This window comes from Chelatococcus sambhunathii, from assembly GCF_001418005.1.
GTDB lineage: Bacteria > Pseudomonadota > Alphaproteobacteria > Rhizobiales > Beijerinckiaceae > Chelatococcus_A > Chelatococcus_A sambhunathii.
In genome coordinates, this window is record NZ_LIOL01000001.1 from 252,983 (window position 1) to 268,155 (window position 15,173).

12 protein-coding genes are annotated in these 15,173 nt (G+C 66.3%); 3 read left to right on the top strand and 9 right to left on the bottom strand.

The window, feature by feature from the left end; translation table 11 throughout:
* Positions 1–2: 2 nt before the first annotated feature.
* Together ASC46_RS01235 and ASC46_RS01240 are read right to left on the bottom strand one after the other, a co-directional pair.
* The gene (locus tag ASC46_RS01235; RefSeq protein WP_055457481.1) at positions 3–722 is read right to left on the bottom strand and encodes a B3/B4 domain-containing protein; all 720 of its coding nucleotides are present in this window, start codon (positions 720–722) and stop codon (positions 3–5) included.
* 91 nt (positions 723–813) lie between these two features.
* Entirely contained in the window at positions 814–2,280 is a 1,467-nt protein-coding gene (locus tag ASC46_RS01240; RefSeq protein ID WP_055457887.1) for an AMP nucleosidase, read from the bottom strand.
* A 255-nt stretch (positions 2,281–2,535) separates the two neighbouring features.
* Between ASC46_RS01240 and ASC46_RS01245 the strand changes: the two genes are divergently transcribed.
* Together ASC46_RS01245 and ASC46_RS01250 are read left to right on the top strand one after the other, a co-directional pair.
* Positions 2,536–3,387, top strand: a complete 852-nt coding sequence (locus ASC46_RS01245; protein WP_483416334.1) for an SGNH/GDSL hydrolase family protein — start codon at positions 2,536–2,538, stop codon at positions 3,385–3,387.
* A 308-nt stretch (positions 3,388–3,695) separates the two neighbouring features.
* Positions 3,696–4,151 (top strand): NUDIX hydrolase, encoded by a 456-nt coding sequence (locus ASC46_RS01250; RefSeq protein WP_055457483.1) that lies wholly within the window; start codon positions 3,696–3,698, stop codon positions 4,149–4,151.
* Between the two features lie 12 nt (positions 4,152–4,163).
* Here ASC46_RS01250 and ASC46_RS01255 read toward each other — a convergent pair whose 3' ends face one another.
* A complete protein-coding gene (locus ASC46_RS01255; RefSeq protein WP_055457484.1) occupies positions 4,164–5,417 on the bottom strand; it encodes a D-amino acid dehydrogenase in 1,254 nt (417 codons plus the stop codon).
* 166 nt (positions 5,418–5,583) lie between these two features.
* Here ASC46_RS01255 and ASC46_RS01260 point away from each other — a divergent pair, with 166 nt between their 5' ends.
* The gene (locus ASC46_RS01260) at positions 5,584–6,039 is read left to right on the top strand and encodes an Lrp/AsnC family transcriptional regulator (RefSeq protein ID WP_055457485.1); all 456 of its coding nucleotides are present in this window, start codon (positions 5,584–5,586) and stop codon (positions 6,037–6,039) included.
* 11 nt (positions 6,040–6,050) lie between these two features.
* On the opposite strand, the gene ASC46_RS21065 is transcribed toward ASC46_RS01260, so the two are convergent.
* The 6 genes from ASC46_RS21065 to ASC46_RS01290 all read right to left on the bottom strand — a co-directional run bounded on the left by ASC46_RS21065 (position 6,051) and on the right by ASC46_RS01290 (position 15,112).
* The gene (locus ASC46_RS21065; RefSeq protein WP_157672307.1) at positions 6,051–7,151 is read right to left on the bottom strand and encodes a helix-turn-helix transcriptional regulator; all 1,101 of its coding nucleotides are present in this window, start codon (positions 7,149–7,151) and stop codon (positions 6,051–6,053) included.
* A 244-nt stretch (positions 7,152–7,395) separates the two neighbouring features.
* Positions 7,396–8,733 carry an HlyD family type I secretion periplasmic adaptor subunit gene (locus tag ASC46_RS01270; protein ID WP_071924033.1) on the bottom strand — a complete coding sequence of 446 codons (1,338 nt, stop codon included), beginning with the start codon at positions 8,731–8,733 and terminating at the stop codon, positions 7,396–7,398.
* Between the two features lie 23 nt (positions 8,734–8,756).
* On the bottom strand, positions 8,757–10,856 hold the full coding sequence (locus ASC46_RS01275; RefSeq protein ID WP_245280433.1) for a type I secretion system permease/ATPase: 2,100 nt from the start codon (positions 10,854–10,856) through the stop codon (positions 8,757–8,759).
* Between the two features lie 44 nt (positions 10,857–10,900).
* Entirely contained in the window at positions 10,901–12,592 is a 1,692-nt protein-coding gene (locus ASC46_RS01280; protein WP_210165957.1) for an autotransporter outer membrane beta-barrel domain-containing protein, read from the bottom strand.
* A gap of 207 nt (positions 12,593–12,799) precedes the next feature.
* Entirely contained in the window at positions 12,800–14,131 is a 1,332-nt protein-coding gene (locus ASC46_RS01285; RefSeq protein WP_055457488.1) for a hypothetical protein, read from the bottom strand.
* A 351-nt stretch (positions 14,132–14,482) separates the two neighbouring features.
* On the bottom strand, positions 14,483–15,112 hold the full coding sequence (locus ASC46_RS01290; RefSeq protein WP_055457489.1) for a 2-dehydro-3-deoxy-6-phosphogalactonate aldolase: 630 nt from the start codon (positions 15,110–15,112) through the stop codon (positions 14,483–14,485).
* Positions 15,113–15,173: the final 61 nt, after the last annotated feature.

Below are 15,173 nucleotides of genomic sequence, written 5' to 3' on the forward strand. Positions count from 1 at the left end.
GATCAGAGCATCACCACCGGCGTCGCATGGTCGGCGATGGCGACGCGGCAATGGCCGCCGCAATGGGCGGCGACGAGGGCGCCGAAATCCGCGACCGCCGCCTCGAGGTCACCGACGCCGTTCGCCTGGATGGTGGCGACGGCGCGCGTGGTGGTTGGACCGATGCCGGTGCGCGCATCCTGCCGCCAGTTCCAGCGCCGGCACAGCACGTGGCGGGCATCGGCATAGACCACCTCGCCTGGCTTCGGCGGATCTTCCGGATTCTCATCGGGGGCAGCTGCCGATCCTCCGCCGGCCATGTCGCGAAAGCTGTCGCCCTCCCGAGCGTAGCGGAAGGCGAGCGGCGGGGCGAGCTTGTCGCGGTCGTCCGCCCCGCAACAGAAGACGTGGGTCAGCGATACCGCGTTGTAGAGGTCGACGAAGCTGTTGACGGCGGGCAGTCGTTCGCCGGCGACGACGCGCTTGACGAGCCGCTCGACCGACGAGCGGTAGCTCGTCTTCTTGATGCCGAAGCCCTTGTAGGCCTCGCGCCAGGCGGCAATGCCCGGCACCTGCGACAGTCCTAGATGACCCCAGCGCTCCCGGCACGCTGCCTCGCGCTCGGCGATGAGCGTATCGAGCGCCTGCGGGCGCGCATCGGTGATCGCAAGATCGTCGACCGCCACCACCGCCACGCGGAATCTCGGAAAATCCGCTGTGATGTCGGCGATCGACAGTTGCACGGTAGGCCTCGCTGCTCGTCGGGGGCCGCGAGCTTGCACCAATGGCCACAGCCGAAGCCATGCCGGTGGCGCATCGCGGGTCTGCGTGGAATCAGCGGAAGGGGGGCTCGTCGAAGCTGCGCAGCTTGCGTGAATGCAGCTGCGCCCGCTGGCTGCGCAGGAGGTCAAGCGCCTTAAGGCCGATCTCGAGATGCTCCCCTACCGCCCGCTCGTAGAAGGCGTTGGCGGCGCCGGGCAGCTTGATCTCGCCGTGCAGCGGCTTGTCGGAGACGCAGAGCAGGGTGCCGTAGGGGACGCGCAGGCGATAGCCCTGGGCGGCGATGGTGCCGCTCTCCATGTCCACCGCGATGGCGCGCGAGAGATTGATGACGCGCCGCTCCTGCGACCAGCGCAGCTCCCAGTTGCGGTCGTCGTTGGTGAGGACGGTGCCGGTGCGCAGGCGCCGCTTCAGCGCCTCGCCCTTGTCGCCGGTCACGATGGCCGCCGCCTCCTGCAGGGCGACCTGCACCTCGGCGAGCGCCGGGATCGGCACATGCGTCGGCACCGCTTCGTCGAGGATGCGGTCCTGCCTGAGATAGGCGTGGGCGAGCACGTAGTCGCCGATCATCTGCGACTGGCGCAGGCCGCCGCAATGGCCAATCATCAGCCAGCAGTGCGGGCGCAGCACGGCCAGATGATCGGTGATGTTCTTGGCATTGGCCGGTCCGACGCCGATGTTGACGAGGGTCACGCCATGGCCGTCGCGCGCCACGAGATGATAGGCCGGCATCTGGAAGCGGTGCCAGGCGACGCCGGTGACGCGCGCGATGGCCTCGTCCTCCGCGAGCCCGCGCGGGATGACGACATTGCCCGGCAGCACCAGCCGTTCGTAGCGGTCGTCGTCGTTGAGCCGCGCCAGCGCCCAGCGGACGAACTGGTCGACGTAGCGATGGTAGTTGGTGAGCAGCACCCAGGGCTGGATGAGGCGCCAGTCGGTCCCCGTGTAGTGCACGAGCCGCCTGAGCGAGAAATCGACGCGCACGGCATCGAAGAGGGCGAGCGGGCGCGCCCTGCCCTCCTCGACATCCCACAGCCCGTCGGCGATCTCGTCGCCGACCGCTGCCAGCATGGGCGTCGGGAAGAAGCGCGCGAGTTCGGCCGCGCTCACGCCGTGTCCTGCGAGTTCGTCCCCCCGGTCGACGATGTAGGGATAGGGAATGTCGAGCCCGCTGACACCCACCTCCACCCGAGCGTCGAAATCCTGCATGAGAAGGCCGAGTTGCTCGACGAGATAGGGCCGGAAGGCCTCGGGCTGGGTCACCGTCGTCGAATAGACCCCCGGGCCCTGGAACTTGGCATAGGCGCGGGCCGAGACCGGCATGACGCCGTCCGGGCGATAGGTCACGCGCACTTCCGGGTAGCGGAAGGTAGCGCGCTCGGCCGGTGTCGGCGGCTTGTGCTCCTTCAGATAGCGTTCGAGCGCGCCGCGCAGGGACTGGCAGGCCGCCCCGTGCAGTGCTGCGAGCCGATCGACCGCTTCGCTAGCGCTCGCAACCTGCTCGAACCCGCCTGCCTTCATCACGTTCACGCGCCGTCTCCCTTGGCCCCGGTCCGCACCAGTACCGTGGCGCCTCCTCATCAAGGTGGCGCTTGCGCACCCGCTCGTCCAGCCGGGCGACCGGATTTGCCCGAACCGGGCATCTTTTGCCGAGCTCGCTGCCGTGCTATTTGAGAGCATATCTGTAGCGGCGCGTCGCGCCGAGGGGGGCGTATCATCTTGCACAATGTGTTGCGACTGACGTCGGCAGCAGTGCGTCGTGCGCCTGCCCGTCTGGTGTGTATCCTTCTGGCCGCAGCCGGGTTTCTCCTGTCGCCGGCCGCGCCGCGGGCGCAGGACGATGTCCGGATCCCGGCCCATGCAACGGCAGCGGATGCAGGCACGGCCTGCGCTGCCCATCAGCCGATGCTGAAGATCAACGACACGCTGGAGCGCACGGCCGAGCGCATCGCGACCGGAGCGCCACTCACCATCCTCGCCATCGGCTCCTCGACGACGGCCGGGGTCGGCGCCTCGGCTCCGGGCGCCGGCTACCCGCTGCAACTCGAACGGCTCGTCGAAGCCGCCCTGCCAGGCATCGAGGTGCGCATGCACGTCTCCGGCGTGGGCGGCGAGACAGCGGCGCAGACGCTCGTTCGCCTCGAGCAGCAGCTCGCGATCGTGCAGCCCGACCTCGTGCTCTGGCAGGTTGGAACCAATGACGCCCTGGCCGACGTGCCCGAAGATGCCTTCCGTCAGCTGGTCGAGCATGGCGTCGCAAGCGTTCTCGCCACCGGTGCCGACCTCGTCCTGATCGACCAGCAGTTCTATCCCACCATCTCGCGACCCGCGCGCTACGAACGCTTCGTGTCCATCGTCGACGACGTGGGCACCCGCATGAAGGCCTGCGTCTTCTCCCGTTACGGCCTCATGAAGACCTGGGCTCTGCAAGCGCCCGGCGGCCTTCGTCCGATGCTGGCGGCAGACGGCTTCCATATGAGCGACCGCGGCTACGCCTGCCTTGCCAGCAGCCTCGCCCGTGAGATCATGGACGCGGCCCGCAGGCCGCACGTCGCGGCGGATGTCCGCATCCGGCCGGCCCTTGCCCCCCAGATCCTCCTGACCGCCGGTGGTGCGAGCGGTCTCTGAAGCATCCCGGAGCACCTTCGGAAACAAGTCGGCGCTCGAATTGTTAGCCGGTTATGATATATTCGATTCGTTCGGTTTCCGTTTCGCTTCCGCAGCAAACTTGCGGCAGGCGCGAGCATAGCAGCCGTAGCCGACATGACAGTCCGCACAAAGGGGCGTATGACTGTCATGGCGCCGCTATAAGCGCTGCTTGCTCCCGCCGCTTCGATCGAGCAGCGCCCCTTCGCGAAGGGGCGGAGTTTTCGTTTTGCGGAGTGGCACAAGCCGGGCAGGCCCGGTAAGACCAGCGAGGTTCACGACAAGAAGCGATGTATCAGGAGCCCATGGGCAAGTCCCGCCGCAAGCAGTTCGGAGCCATCCCGGTGCGTTTCACGCCGGAGGGCCAGCTCGAGATCATGCTGATCACTTCGCGCCAGACGCGCCGCTGGATCGTGCCCAAGGGCTGGCCGATGAAGGGGCTCGACGGCCACGACACGGCGGCGCGCGAGGCGTTCGAGGAAGCGGGTGTGGCCGGCTCCATCGCAGCCCAACCGATCGGCTCCTATGTCTATGCCAAGCGCTTGAAGCGCAACGCCACTGTCGATTGCGAGGTCGAACTCTTCCCGCTGACGGTCGAGAAGGAGCGCCGCCGCTGGCCCGAGATGGATGAGCGCGAGCGGCGCTGGTTCTCCCCCGACGAGGCGGCCCGGCTCGTCGACGAGGAAGATCTCGCCATCATCATCGAGAGATTGCCCGATACCCTGGCTCCCGGCCGGTCCGGCTGACGCTGACCTCGCTCAGCCGTAGCGGCTCATGGCGAGGTCCGCCGTCTCGATATCGGCCTTGCGGCCACTGATGATGTCGGCGATGACGCGGCCGGAGCCGCATGCCATCGTCCAGCCGAGCGTGCCGTGGCCGGTGTTGAGGTAGAGATTGGACAGACGCGTTGGCCCGATCACCGGCGTGCCGTCCGGCGTCATCGGCCTCAGTCCGCACCAGAAGCTCGCCTTCGTCAGATCGCCGCCGTCCGGAAAAAGGTCGCCGACGGAGTGATCGAGCGTTGCGCGCCGGGCCGGCCGCAACGTCATGTCGTAGCCGCAGACCTCCGCTGTGCCGCCGACACGGATGCGATCGCCGAGCCGGGTGATCGCCACCTTGTAGGTCTCGTCCATCACCGTCGACACCGGCGCGGCTGCCTCGTCGATGATGGGCGCGGTGATGGAATAGCCCTTCACCGGATAGACCGGTATGGACAGGCCGAGCGGCCGCAGCAGCAGCGGCGAAAAGCTGCCCAGCGCCAGGACATAGGCATCGGCGGTGAGAAAACCCGCATCGGTCGATGCGCCGGCGAGCCGCCCGCCCTCCACCGACAGGGCCTTGATGTTGACGCCCTGGCGGAAGACCACGCCCATATCCGCGCACAGGGCCGCCAGCTTCTGCGTGAACAGGTGGCAATCGCCCGTCTCGTCGTCGGGCAGACGGAAGCCGCCGACGAACTTCTCGCGCACCCGCGCAAGGGCCGGCTCGGCCCGGATGCAGCCTTCGACGTCCAACACCTCATGCGGGACGCCTGACTCGGCAAGGATGGCCGCATCCTTGGCCGTCGCCTCCAACTGCGCCGCCTCGCGGAAGAGCTGCAAGGTACCGCGGCTGCGCTCGTCATAGGAGATGCCCGTCTCGGCGCGCAGAGCCCGCAATAGGTCGCGGCTGTATTCGGCGAGTCGCACCATGCGGGCTTTATTGACGGCATAGCGTGCGCTCGTGCAGTTGGCGAGCATCTGCGCCATCCAGATCCACATCGCGGGATCGAGCCGCGGCCGCACAACGAGTGGTCCGTGCTTCATCAAGAGCCACTTCACCGCCTTGACCGGCACGCCGGGCCCGGCCCACGGCGCGGAATAGCCGGGCGAGACCTCGCCGGCATTGGCATAGCTCGTCTCGAGCGCAGGCGCCGGCTGCCGGTCGACGACCGTGACCTCATGCCCAGCCTTGGCGAGGTAATACGCGCTGGCGACGCCGATCACGCCGCTGCCGAGAACGAGCACCTTCACGACATTCCTCCGCTCACGAGCCCAGCGCCGCCGCGTCATCCGCCGGGCGTTGCCTCAGGCGCAGGATACACGCAATGATCACCTCATTTCCTTGCATGATGTCGAATTATATGCGAATAATGGCCTGATTATTGCAAATTATATTGAGGTTTTCGGAGAAAATTGCATGCGCGAACTTGATGCGACAGACCTGCGCATCGTGCGTCTCCTGCGCCAGGACGGCCGGATGAGCAACGCCAAGCTCGCCGCAGAGGTGGGCCTCTCGCAGTCAGCCTGCCTGCGGCGGCTGCATCACCTCGAGGAATCCGGCATCATCCGCGGCTACACGGCGATCGTCGACGAGGGGCCACGCAGCGACGCGACCGTGGTCATCGTGCAGATATCGCTGGAGCGCCAGACCGAGGAATTCCTGCGCCGTTTCGAGGCCGCAGTGCGCCGCTGCCCCGAGGTGCAGGAATGCTACCTGATGACGGGCCTCGCCGACTATCATCTGCGCGTCTCGGCAAAGGACGCCACCGATTACGAGCGCATTCACACGGACGTTCTGTCCCGCCTTCCCGGTGTCGCGCGCATCCAGTCGGCCTTCGCCATCCGCAGCGTCGTCCGCGCCGCCCGCCTTTAAGAGACGACCGCCTACAGCACGCGGGCGAGCTTCCAGGCCAGTTCGACCTGGCTGGAGGTGCCGGTCTTCTTGAACAGGTTGTGCAGATGCACCCGCGCCGTATTGGCCGTGATGCCCATCATCGCGGCGATCTCGTTCAGCCGCAGGCCCGAGCAGAAGAGCTCGGCAAAGCGCGATTCCTTGTCCGATAGGGAGAACAGGCAGGCGAGTTCCTCGTGGTTGGCGCGCAGCCGGCTCTTCAGGTCGATGATGAAGACATAGGCCGTGCCCATGCCGGTGCCCTCGCCACGCCCGCATGGCGCGATCTTGAGTGCGAAGCGGCACTCTCCGTCGGCATTGGGAACGGCGATGACGCGCGAAGGAGGCGTGGCGCCCGCAAGTGCGGCCTTCGCCATCTCGCCGACAGCGGCGGTGAGCGTGCGATCCACCACTGAGCGCAGGGCCCTGAGGCGGCCGCCGCGACCTTCGATGCCGCAACCGGCGACGATCGCCGCCCGCGCCCGCTGGTTGGCGAACAGGATGAATCCCTCCTCGTCGACCACCACATAACCCCAGGGCACGCACCGGTCCACGACCGAGGCGCTCATGAACGCTCCTGGCGGGCGTGGCGGTGTCACCTCCTGCCGGAGGGTATCCGCGATTCCCTGAAGAAGCGTCCCGAAGGCGCGACGCTCCTGCTCGAGGACGATGAAATCTTGCTGCGCCGGCAACAGGACCGAGGCCAGCGCGAACGCGGTCGGATCGGGAGCGATGCGCATGGTTCCCGTCAGCAGGCGTCCGTCGAGGAAACGCTCGAGGACGACCAGCGGCCCGTCTGAAGGCGCGGCCAGGAGGGAGGATTCACGAACGCCGACATCGCTCGTCACCGGCTGCAGGAGGGTCTGGCAATGGCTTGCGATGGCGCTCGCCTCGCGTCCTGCCACATGCAGCGGTGCTGCTGTCCGGCTCACCGCGTTGAGCTGCGCGGCGATGCTGCTCCGCGCGCCGGCGAGGCGGCAAAAGACGCCAACCATGCTGGTGATGATCTCGCGCCCGCGCTTCATGCCGCTCGCGGCGGATGGCTGTGGCAGTGCAGCGATACCTTCTGGCGCCCGCGCCGATCTTCGCTGCACTGTTTCCCGCCCTCCTCTGGAAGTTTGGCTTGAATGCATCGACGCCCTCGTTCTTGGTGTTTACTGACGATCACCTTCAACAGGACAAAAGCATCCCCCCACCGGCCGGAGAAGGACGACCAGTATCATTAAAAATACATTAAACAGAAAATTTTCGCAATATTTTTGATGAAAATTTTGCCTAATGCGAAACATTCATGCACTCGCCGATACCTGCGCGTGCAGGCCGCGGACGCCTCTTCACCTAGCGCTCCCTGAAGGCTCTCGCGAAACTGTCGGTCAGCGGCCGCAGCAGGTAGGCGAAGAAAGTCCGTTCGCCGGTCTTGATGAAGACTTCTGCAGGCATGCCTGGTGTCGGCCGGAACTTCGGCAGCTCGGACGCGGCCGCCTTGTCAAGGGAGATCCGGGCGATATAGGCGCTGCTGTGGGTCGTGCTGCGCTGCTCGTCTGGCAGCGCATCGGCGGAGACATAAATGACCTCGCCGGGGATCATCGGGGTGACACGCTGGTTGAGTGCCGTGAGGCGTACCAGCGCCTCCTGGCCGCTGTGCAGGCTGTCGATGTCCTGCGGGCGCACGCGCGCCTCGATGATCAGTTCGTCATTGACGGGCAGAAGCTCGAGGATGTCCTTGCCGGGGGCCACGACGCCACCGGCGGTGTGGAACATGAGCTTGACGACGATGCCCTTGACCGGCGCCTCGATTGTCACACGCTCGCTGACCCCTTCGGCCATCCGCATCCGCTCGCGCACATCGTCGAGCTCGCTCTGTGTGTTCCGCAGTTGCTCGGTCGCCGACTGGATGAGCTGGGAGCGCACATGCGCAATCTTCTGCTCCTCGCGGCTGATGCGCTCGCGCGCATCGCTGATGCCGGCGGTCAGCTGACCGATCTGCCCCTCGAGGCCCGCTTGGGCACGTTCGAGCGCCAGCACGTCCGGCTTGCGGACATAGCCTTTCTTCAGGAGCTCGCGCTTGCCCTCGAGCTCCTGCGCCACGAGGCCGAGTTGCACCTGGACGGCGCGGAGCTGTGCGCGCCCGCCGTTGATGCTTTCGCGCAGGGCGGCGATGCCCTGCTCGAGGATGGCCACCTCGCTCGTCACCCGCTCCCGCCGTGCCTTGAACTCGATCTTCTGCCCGTCGATGATCGCAGCGACTTCCGGGTCCGTGGCCCGGGCCAGCAGTTGGGGCTCGAACCGGACGTCCCCGGCCCCCGCCACCTCCGCCTCGAGGCGTGCCTGGATCGCGAGCAGGCGGTCGTGCCGCAGGGTGAGACGCCGCAGGTTGGCCTTGGCATCGGTATCATCGAGCAGCACCAGCGGTTGCCCGGCTTCGACGATATCGCCCTCGCGCACCATGATCTTCGAGATGATGCCGCCCTCGAGATGCTGGATGATCTTGTTCTGTCCGGTGGCGACAAAAGTGCCGGAGGCGACCACTGCCCCGTCGATGGGGGCAACGCTCGCCCAGACGCCGAAGCCGAAGACTCCGAACACCAGGATCATTGAACCGAGCAGGAGCGGCCAGCGGGTGGCACGCGGCACCTCCTCGCACCATTCCTCGCCGGTGATGACCGCATGCGGCATCGCTCCCTCCCGAATGTCCCGGCCTATGCCTGCGTCTGGGCAGCAACGCCCGGCGCTGTTGCCGGTGCCGCAGCGAGCGCCTCGTCCTGCGTCTGCGCCATCAGGCGCGGCAGGATCTGGTCACGCTCGCCGAAGGCCGCCACCTGGCCCTCGCGCAGGATCAGGATCTTGTTGACGCTCTGCAGAACGGCCGGCCGCTGCGTGACGAGCACGATCGTGATGCCCTGGTGCCGGGCGCGCGCCAGAGCTGCGGCGAGGGCGCGTTCACCCATCGTGTCAAGGTTGGCGTTGGGCTCGTCGAGGACAATGAGCCGCGGATCGCCAAAGAAGGCGCGCGCGAGCGCGATCTGCTGCTTCTGTCCGCCGGAGAGCGGGCTGCCGTCCACGGCGATCTCCGTCTCGTAGCCGTCCTGAAATCCGGAAATCATCTCGTGCACGCCGGCAAGTGCGGCCGCCTTGGCGATCTCTTCGTCAGTCGCATCCTCCCGCATGCGGGCGATGTTGGCCTTGATCGTGCCCGGAAAGAGCTCGATGTCCTGCGGCAGGTAGCCGATACTCTCGCCAAGCTGACGACGGTCCCAGTTGCGCAGGTCCATGAAGTCGAGGCGCACGCTGCCGGCCGTCGGCGCGATGCAACCGACGAGCATGCGCGCCAGGGTCGACTTGCCGCCGCCCGAGGGCCCGATGATGGCGAGCGAATCCCCCGCCTCGAGCGTGAAGGAGACGCCGTTGAGCACCGTGCGCCTCGTGCCGGGCGGGATGTAGAGCAGCTTGTCCGCCTGCACCCGCCCTTCCGGCTTCGGCAGCAGCATGCGCTCGGTGTCGTTCGCCGGTGCGTCGAGCAGCGAGCGGACGCGGCGGTAGGCGGACTTGGCTTGCACGAAGCCGCGCCAGCCGTCGATGGCGCCCTCGATCGGCGCCAGCGCGCGGCTGGCAATGAGCGAGGCGGCGATCATCATGCCACCGGTCACGCTGCCCCGCACGGCGAGATAGGCGCCCCAGCCGAGAATGCCGATCTGCGTCACGAGGCGCACGTAGCGCGACACGCTGGCCAGATAGATGTTGCGATCATTGGCGTGGATCTGAGCCTTCATGGAAGCGGCGTTCTCCCGCCCCCACAGCAGGATGGCCTCCTCAAGCATGCCCATCGCGCCGATGACCTGCGCGTTGCGCGCCTGGGCCGAGGCCTGGATGTTGGCGCGCATGGCGAAATTGCCGGCAACGCCATAGTCCTTCGCCGTCATGCGTTCGTTCAGCACGGCGATGCCGAACAGCACGACGCCCGCTCCCGTCGCGATGACGCCGAGCGCCGGATGGATCAGGAAAACCGCCAGGAAATAGAGCGGCGCCATGGGCGCGTCGAACAGCACGAGCATCACCGGCCCGTTGATGAAGGAGCGAACCTGCTGCAGGTCACGCAGGGCCTGGATGTCTCGTGTCGCCCCGACATCCGCGGAACGAAGGGCGGCGGACATCACGGGGGCGCCGAGCAGACTCTCGAGCTGCACGGCGATGCGTGTCAGGACGAAGCGTCGCAGGGCATCGAGCACGACGAGCAGGGTCAGCGCGCCGATGGCGATGATCGACAGCATGACAAGCGTATCGATGCTGCGACTCGTCAGGACACGGTCCGAGAGCTGGAAGAGATAGAGCGGCACCGTCAGCATCAGAAGGTTGATGACGACGGAAAAGGCACCGACCTGCAGGATGCCGCGGCGGCAGGCGTGCAGGCCATTGCGGATGACGTCGGCCCGCGGCTGATAGGCGCGCCGGCTCGTTGCCTTGCCCGTGCCTGCTCCGCCTCCGCTGGCGCCGCTACGGCGCAGCGGTGCGATGACCTCGTCCTGTGTCTGCTGCCGCCCGGCAAGATCGACCGGCGATGGAGCCTCCTGGGAAGTGGCGCCGGTCCCGCCGGGCCGCCGCTCGCCGCAGCGGGCTTCAGCACTGCCCTTGCCGGACGTTGCGGCGGATGGTGGGCGCTCCGCGGTGAAGGCCGGCGGCCAGGTGGCGCGCGGCAGCCGCGGCGGCTCCCTGCCGTTCGTCTGACGGCTATCGCCCGGCTCCCGCACACGGCCGGCCGCGGCTCCGGAGGCAGTCATTTCGTCACGCGTCGGATCTCGCATCTGCCGCCTCCCGGCCTTCGTCCTGATGCCGTGGCCATTGCTGGTCAGCCCGTCAGCGTGTGCAGGGCATCGCCGCTCGATGCCGCTGGCGCCTGAGCCAGGACTTCCGCCAGTTCGTCGTGGGCTATCTGTTCGACGGCGCCGGCGACCTGGGTCACAACGTTGGTGTCCCCGTCGAAGAGGACGTTCTGCTGCACGATGACGTTGAACTCTGTGTAGTTACCGGCCACGACCTGGGCGCCAAAACCGCCGTTGTCGTCGATGATGACGGCGTGGTTGACGGTTGTGTTGCCGCCGGATCCCGCGAACTGGTCGAAATCGAAGGCGCCGAAGCCATCGCCCGAGAGGTTGTGCGCGCCGGTTGCCGTGGCATCGACGACATTGCTGTCGCTGTCGTCTATAATGTTCACCTGCACGATCAGATTGATGTCGTGGTAGTCGCCGTCGACGAAGAGCACGTTGATCGGTTTGCCGTCGGCATCGACGAGTTGCATGACATAGGCGCCACCGGCGAACGGATTGGCCAGGAAGTCGAGCCAAGCCGCCGCGTCCCCGCACGCACCCTCTGCCTCCTGAAAGCCGAACATCGCCATGTTGATCTGGACGTTGCCGCCGCTCTCGGCGAACTGGCCGGAGATGGCGGCCGCGATTCCTTCGGGGCCGAGCAGGGCGATGAGGGCGTTGATATCGCCGTCGAACAGGATCGACGACTGGACGGCGATGAAATGCTCGCTGTAGAGCCCGCCGATCAGTTGCACGCCGCCGCCGCTGTTGGTGTCGATGATGGCGGCATCGTTGACCTGCAGGTTGCCACCGCTTGCCAGCACCTGCTGAGAGGACTGGCCCTCGCCAACGACCCCCTGCACGAAGGCCTGGTTGAGGTCGCGGTCGATGATCAGGTTGAACTGCAGGATGATGTTGTATTCGTAGTAATGGCCGCTGACGACGATGAGGTCATAGCCGTCGCTGCCGGAGACCAGCACGGCCTCGTTGCTCAGACTGTTGCCCCCGCTTGTCGTCTGCTGGGTCACCGAGCCCACACTGTCGGGCCCTGCCTCGGTCATGGACAGACGCGCCGCCTGCACGTTGAGGTCGCGGTCGGTCAGGCCGTTGATCTGCATGACAGCCGTCTGCGACAGCGCACCGCCCAGATGGCTGTCTACGGAGAAGCCGTGCAGCAGCTGCTGACTGCCCAGGCTATCGAACAAATGCTCTATCGGACCGGCGGTGTAAGGCGTCGACACGTTGCCGTTCGCTGCATTGTCGGCCGTGCCGGGCACGTCGATGACGACTTCGTTGATCTGGACGTTCTGGCCGCTTGCCACCGCCTGCCCCGCCTCCGCATCGGCAAGGTCGGGCAGGTCGGGCCGGGTGGCCAGGGGGGCGGGGTCGGCGTCGTCCACGGCCTCCATCGGGTCGGCGGGGCCGACGGTCCCGGACACCTTGTGTGGCGCGCCCGACGCCGTCGACAGCGCCAGCGACCCGGCGCCGTGCATCGGAGCGGCCGTTCCGCCGAAACCGGCATCATCGAGGTTGCCGGCCTGCGCTCCGGGATGCGTCGCGAGGCTGCCAGCCCCGACATGCGCATCGAGCCAGGAGCGGGGCAGGTCGACCGCGCCGGCGAGCAGATGAAGTCCACCCAGGAACGCAGGCTCGACCGGAAGGCTGCTCACCCTCGCGCCATCGATCTCGCCGATGCGGGCGGCGAAGACGGGGTCGGGGCCGAGTTGCACCACCTCCGGCTCCTCGCCGTCGGTGCGTACATAGGCGAGGGAGACGCTCGGCCGTTCCCCCTCATGCACGACAGGCACCCGAAGATAGTTCCACAGCAACTCGGTAATGCGATCGACCGGCATGGTCCCGTCCCCTCCGCTGGCGCCGGCAGTGCGGGCCCGGCTGGCCTGCCGGGTCCGCACCCCGTCCGCATCCGTCGGTTCGTCGGGCTATGCGTCGTCGATGGCGCTCGTGTTGCTCTGGCCGTTGCCGCCGCTGACGATATCCTGGTCAAAGCCGGCGAAGTTGAAGGCGAACGCCTGGGAGACGCTGGCAGCGTTGGTATTGCTGTCGTTGTCCATGAGGTAATTGGCCTGGCTGACGCTGTAACTGTCGTTGCTGTTGCCAAAGCCGCCAAAACCGCTGTCACCGATCCACGACGTATTGCTCTGGCCGTTGCCGCCGCTCGTGATGCTCTGGTCGATCGCGGCGACATTGCCGAAGCCGAGTTGTGCCACCACCCCGACATTCGTGTTGATGTCGTTGTCGAACATGATGTTCTGCTGGCCGACATCGAACTCGTCATTGTTGCTGCCGGCGCCGAAGCCGAGGCCAAAGTCGCTGATGTTGGAGGTGTTCGACTGTCCGTTGCCGCCGCTGACGATGCTCTGCCCCACGCCTGCGACATTCCCGAACCCGGCCTGCTGGATGGTGGTCAGGTTCATGTTCTGGTCGTTGTCGTAGAGACCGTTGAACTGGCTCACCTCATAGTGGTCATTGTCGCTGAAGGCCCCGAGACCGAGGCTGAAGTCGGAGATGTTGGAGGTGTTGGACTGGCCGTTGCCGCCACTGTCGATGCTTTGCCCCACTCCGGCGATGTTGAGGCCGCCGAACTGCGCGATACCGGCGCCGTTGGCGTTGGCGTCGTTGTCGTACATGTTGTTGGTCTGGCCGGTCCAGTAGCTGTCGTTGCCGTTGCCGAGGCCAAACGAGAAGCCCGTGTCGCCGATCCAGGTGCTGTTGCTCTGTCCGTTGCCGCCGCTCGTGATGCTCTGATCGACGCCTGCGAAATTCAGACCGCCGATCTGCGTAATGTTGCCGATCTGCATGTTCTGGTCGTTATCGGCCATGCCATTGTACTGGTCCACCCGGTATTCGTCGTTGTTGTTGAACCAGCCGCCGGCGAAGCCGCTGTCCTGAATGGCGGACGTGTTGGACTGTCCGTTGCCGCCACTCGTCGTCTGTTGCGCCAGGCCGCCGAAGTTGAACAGCCCGGCTTGGTTGAGCGTGCCGACATTGGCGTTGGCGTCACTGTCGAGCATCTCGTTGTCCTGGTCGACGGAATAATAGTCATTTCCGTTGAACCAGCCGCCAGCGCCGCCGGCATCCGTGATCCAGGACGTGTTGCTCTGGCCGTTGCCGCCGCTGCTGATGCCCTGCACGGCACCGCCGAAATTGAAGAGGCCGACTTGGTTCGCCGTGCCGACATTCATGTTGAAGTCGGAATCGTTCAAGCCATTATTCTGGTCGACTTCATAGGTGTCATTGTCGTTCAGGGGCATATCGTCTCTCCCTCGCAGAATAGAAACGCAGCACTTTTCTCTATGAATACGAGACAGGTTCGATTACACAGCGTCGACGAATGGCACCGAGGTTGTCGAAGCCCGAAGGTTTCAACCAAGCCATTGTGTCGCTTCTTCTTGACCCCGCGAGTATGTCATTCCGGGAGAGGAGGAGAAGCCTATCAACTAATGCGTTTCGATTAGCGCAGATGAAAGAAGCCCAATCGAGAGTTCACCGGCGCGGGTGCGAGAATGCGTTCCTCGAACGTCCGAGGCGGCACGACGTCCGCCCCTCCCGCAGGGAACGGCAGGCCGAGCGACAGAGCGGAAGTTGCTGATGGATCGCCGCTATCAGGCGCCGAAGGCCACCGCGCCCGCGGCCACGAAGCGTTCGCCCGCGCGGGCGATCTGCTCAAGCGTCATGCCCGGCTTGTAAAGGGCCGAGCCGATGCCGAAGCCATCGGCGCCGGCCCGCGCGAATTCGGCCATGTTCTCCGGCGAGATGCCCCCGACGGGCAAGATCTTCAGATCCCGCGGCAGGACCGAGCGCAGCGCCTTGACCCCCGCCATGCCGACGACTTCCGCCGGGAATATCTTCACCGCCTCGGCGCCGGCCCGGCGTGCCGCAAAGATCTCCGACGGGGTCATGCAGCCCGGGAGCACGTCGAGCCCGCGCCCGAGCGCCATCGTCACCACCGCCTCGTCGAAATGGGGGCTGATGACGATGCGCCCGCCCGCGTCGGCCACCGCCTTCACCTCCGCAGTCGTCGTCACCGTACCGGCGCCGATCAGTACGCGCTCGCCGAAGGCCTGCGCGAGGCGCGCAATGCTGTCGAGGGGCTGAGGCGAGTTGAGAGGAACCTCGACGATGGAAAAGCCCGCATCGACCAGCACCTGGCCGACGGCAACGGCCTCGTCCGGCGCCACCCCGCGCAGGATGGCGATAAGCGGGCGGGTTGCCAGAGCTTCGACGAGACGCATCGCTTCCTCCCGGGGCCGGCTGCGGGGTCCGCCGCCTCATGCCGCTCCGTTTAGCGCAGAC

Bases quoted from the DNA above. Each gene is read 5' to 3' on its own strand.
- ASC46_RS01240 (WP_055457887.1), bottom strand. From the start codon at position 2,280: ATGAAGGCAGGCGGGTTCGAGCAGGTTGCGAGCGCTAGCGAAGCGGTC.
- ASC46_RS01250 (WP_055457483.1), top strand. From the start codon at position 3,696: ATGTATCAGGAGCCCATGGGCAAGTCCCGCCGCAAGCAGTTCGGAGCC.
- ASC46_RS01260 (WP_055457485.1), top strand. From the start codon at position 5,584: ATGCGCGAACTTGATGCGACAGACCTGCGCATCGTGCGTCTCCTGCGC.
- ASC46_RS01270 (WP_071924033.1), bottom strand. From the start codon at position 8,733: ATGCCGCATGCGGTCATCACCGGCGAGGAATGGTGCGAGGAGGTGCCG.
- ASC46_RS01275 (WP_245280433.1), bottom strand. From the start codon at position 10,856: ATGCGAGATCCGACGCGTGACGAAATGACTGCCTCCGGAGCCGCGGCC.
- ASC46_RS01285 (WP_055457488.1), bottom strand. From the start codon at position 14,131: ATGCCCCTGAACGACAATGACACCTATGAAGTCGACCAGAATAATGGC.
- ASC46_RS01290 (WP_055457489.1), bottom strand. From the start codon at position 15,112: ATGCGTCTCGTCGAAGCTCTGGCAACCCGCCCGCTTATCGCCATCCTG.